At 65.1% G+C, this 2857-nt stretch carries 4 protein-coding genes; 2 read left to right on the forward strand and 2 right to left on the reverse strand.

The features are described from left to right. Together JNK99_RS10155 and lolA are read left to right on the forward strand one after the other, a co-directional pair. Nucleotides 1-1112: FtsK/SpoIIIE domain-containing protein (locus tag JNK99_RS10155; RefSeq protein ID WP_291852288.1), on the forward strand; the 1112-nt coding region annotated here is incomplete at its 5' end. Beyond that, entirely contained in the window at nucleotides 1109-1723 is a 615-nt protein-coding gene (gene lolA / locus JNK99_RS10160) for an outer membrane lipoprotein chaperone LolA (RefSeq protein ID WP_291852292.1), read from the forward strand. The genes JNK99_RS10155 and lolA, both read left to right, overlap by 4 nt. Nucleotides 1724-1738: 15 nt before the next feature. Here the strand turns inward: lolA and JNK99_RS10165 are convergent, their stop codons facing one another. Then, nucleotides 1739-2665 (reverse strand): NAD(P)-dependent oxidoreductase, encoded by a 927-nt coding sequence (locus JNK99_RS10165; protein WP_291852295.1) that lies wholly within the window; start codon nucleotides 2663-2665, stop codon nucleotides 1739-1741. Continuing rightward, the coding region (locus JNK99_RS10170; RefSeq protein WP_291852298.1) for an NAD-binding protein at nucleotides 2665-2857 on the reverse strand (193 nt) is incomplete at its 5' end. The genes JNK99_RS10165 and JNK99_RS10170, both read right to left, overlap by 1 nt.

A 2857-nucleotide genomic window follows, 5' to 3' on the forward strand; every position in this document is an offset into this window, starting at 1 on the left:
TGACGATGACCCTGGGCAAGGACATCGGTGGCCAGCCACTGGTCGTCGACCTGGCCAAGATGCCGCACCTGCTGGTCGCCGGCACCACCGGTTCGGGCAAGTCGGTGGGCATCAACGCGATGATCCTGTCGCTGCTCTACAAGGCAGCACCCGACCAGGTGCGTCTGATCTTGGTCGATCCCAAGATGCTCGAGTTGTCGATCTACGAAGGCATCCCGCACCTGCTGGCACCGGTGGTGGTGGACATGAAGCAGGCCGCCAACGCGCTCAACTGGTGCGTCGGTGAAATGGACAAGCGTTACAAGCTGATGTCGGCCATGGGTGTGCGCAACATTTCCGGCCTCAATCATCGGATCGACGATGCCGTCAGGAGTGGCGAAAAGATCCCCAACCCGGTGTCGCTCACTCCGGATTCGCCGGAACCGCTGACCACCATGCCCTTCATCGTGGTGGTGATCGACGAACTGGCCGACCTGATGATGGTCGCCGGCAAGACCGTCGAGCAACTGATCGCCCGTCTCGCCCAGAAAGCACGTGCCGCCGGTATCCACCTGATTCTTGCTACCCAGCGACCCTCGGTTGATGTCATCACCGGCCTGATCAAGGCCAACATCCCGACGCGCATCTCGTTTCAGGTTTCCTCGAAGATCGACTCGCGCACCATTCTCGACCAGATGGGCGCCGAGACCCTGCTCGGCCAGGGCGACATGCTCTACCTGGCGCCCGGCACCGGTTATCCGACGCGGGTGCACGGAGCCTTTGTCGCCGACGAGGAAGTGCATCGGGTGGTCGACTATCTGAAGAAGGCGGGCACGCCGGCTTACGTCGAAGGCGTACTGAGCGGTGCCGCCGGCGACGAAGATGGGGACACTGCCCTGGGCGGTGAAAACGGGGGACTCGACCCCGATGGCGAGGCGGATCCGGTCTATGATCAGGCGGTCGAAGTCGTCCTGAAGAACCGCCGGGCATCCATTTCGCTCGTGCAACGTCATCTGCGGATTGGCTACAACCGGTCGGCGCGCCTGATTGAAGCGATGGAAAAGGCCGGTCTGGTTTCGGCGATGGATGCCCGCGGCGGCCGCGAAGTACTGACCCGCAAGGAAGAGGAATGATCTGGCGCGCCGTATGCGTGGTGATCTGCCTGCTGGCGGGCCAGATGGCCAATGCCGGGGCGGTCGACAAGCTGCATCGCTATCTCGACACGACGCACACGCTGCGCGCCGATTTCGCGCAAAGCGTGACCGCCCGCAACGGACGTTCCGTTCAGAAATCAAGCGGGGTGATGATGTTCTCGCGCCCGGGCAAGTTCCGCTGGCAGATCGAGCAGCCGTACAGCCAACTGGTGGTGGGCGATGGCGAGCGGGTCTGGCTGCATGACCCCGACCTGCGGCAGGTCACGGTGAAAAAGGCCGGCGCCGCGCTGGGCGGAACACCAGCCTCGCTGCTCTCCGGAGAGGGCACGATCGAGCGGGACTTCAAACTGCGCGAAGCCGGCGAAAGGGATGGGCTGGAATGGCTCGAAGCGGTTCCGAAGACGCCCGAGGGTGGTTTCGAGAAGGTGCTTCTCGGGTTTGCCGGCAACGAGCTGAAGGCCATGGAATTGCTGGACAGCCTTGGCCAGACCACCTCGCTGACCTTCTCGCAGGTCGAGCGCAACCCCCGCCTGCCGCCTGCGCTGTTTCGCTTCACCCCACCGGCCAATACCGACGTGATCGGCGATTGAGTCGCACCCGCATGGTCATCGCTCAACCCGTGCGGAATCGTCTTGCGAGCCAGGCGCTGCGCCCGGCCGGCGCCGCAGTGTCCCGCTTTCGAGGACGCGCAGCAGCACTGCCGTATCGCAACGCCCCCAGCCCAGCGCCATCAAGGCGTTGAGTTGCTGGGCAACCTGTCCCGAGACTGGCAGCGGCAGTCCGAGACGATGCGCTTCCGCAATCAGTACGGCGTAATCCTTGTGATGCAGACGTGCCTCGACACCGGCAGCAAAATCACGCTCGACCATTCTGCCGCCCATCACCTCCAGCACGCGGCTGGCGGCCGACCCCCCAGCCAGCGCCTGCCGCACCCTGGCCGGATCGGCGCCGGCCGCGCCACTCAGGTGCAACGCCTCGGCGAGTGCCTGGATGGCCGCCACCATGACCATCTGGTTGCACGCCTTGGCCACCTGCCCGGCGCCGTGATCGCCGACATGCACCAGCCTGCTGCCGAGCAACTCGAACAGCGGCCGCACCCGCTCCAGCACCTTCGCCTTGCCGCCGACCATGATCACCAGGGTCGCCGCGATGGCACCCTGCTCGCCGCCGGAAACCGGCGCGTCGAGCATCTCCACGCCGTGCGCGGCGAGGCGTTGCGCCACTGCGCGCGCGCTTGGTGGCGCGATGGTGCTCATGTCCACCAGGACCGAACCGGCGGTCAATCCCTCCACCAAACCATGGGCACCGAAGGCCAGCCGTTCGACGTCGGCATCGGCCGTGACCATCGTGAACACCACCTCGGATCGTCGCGCGACTTCCGCCGGACTGGCGCAGCGTAGCGCGCCGGCGTCGACCAAGGGATCGCTGGAAACCGGTCGACGCGCCCAGATCGCCAGATGATGTCCGGCGCCGAGCAGATGGAGGGCCATCGGTCGCCCCATCACGCCGAGGCCGATGAAACCGAGCTGCATCAGCCGGCCTCTCCCGACAGACGTTCGAGCAGTTTGAGAATGGCGATCGAATCCTCCTCGCCCAGCCCCGAGCCGACCATCGCGTTGTACATCTGGGCGGTTGCCGCCGATACCGGCAGACAGAGGCCCAGTTCGTGGGCGCTCTGCATGACGATATTCATGTCCTTCTGATGCATCCACGACTTGAAGCCG

This window comes from Accumulibacter sp. (assembly GCF_016789985.1).
GTDB lineage: Bacteria > Pseudomonadota > Gammaproteobacteria > Burkholderiales > Rhodocyclaceae > Accumulibacter.

Coding starts and splice junctions, on each gene's coding strand:
- JNK99_RS10165 (WP_291852295.1), bottom strand. CDS start 2,665: ATGCAGCTCGGTTTCATCGGCCTCGGCGTGATGGGGCGACCGATGGCC.
- lolA (WP_291852292.1), top strand. CDS start 1,109: ATGATCTGGCGCGCCGTATGCGTGGTGATCTGCCTGCTGGCGGGCCAG.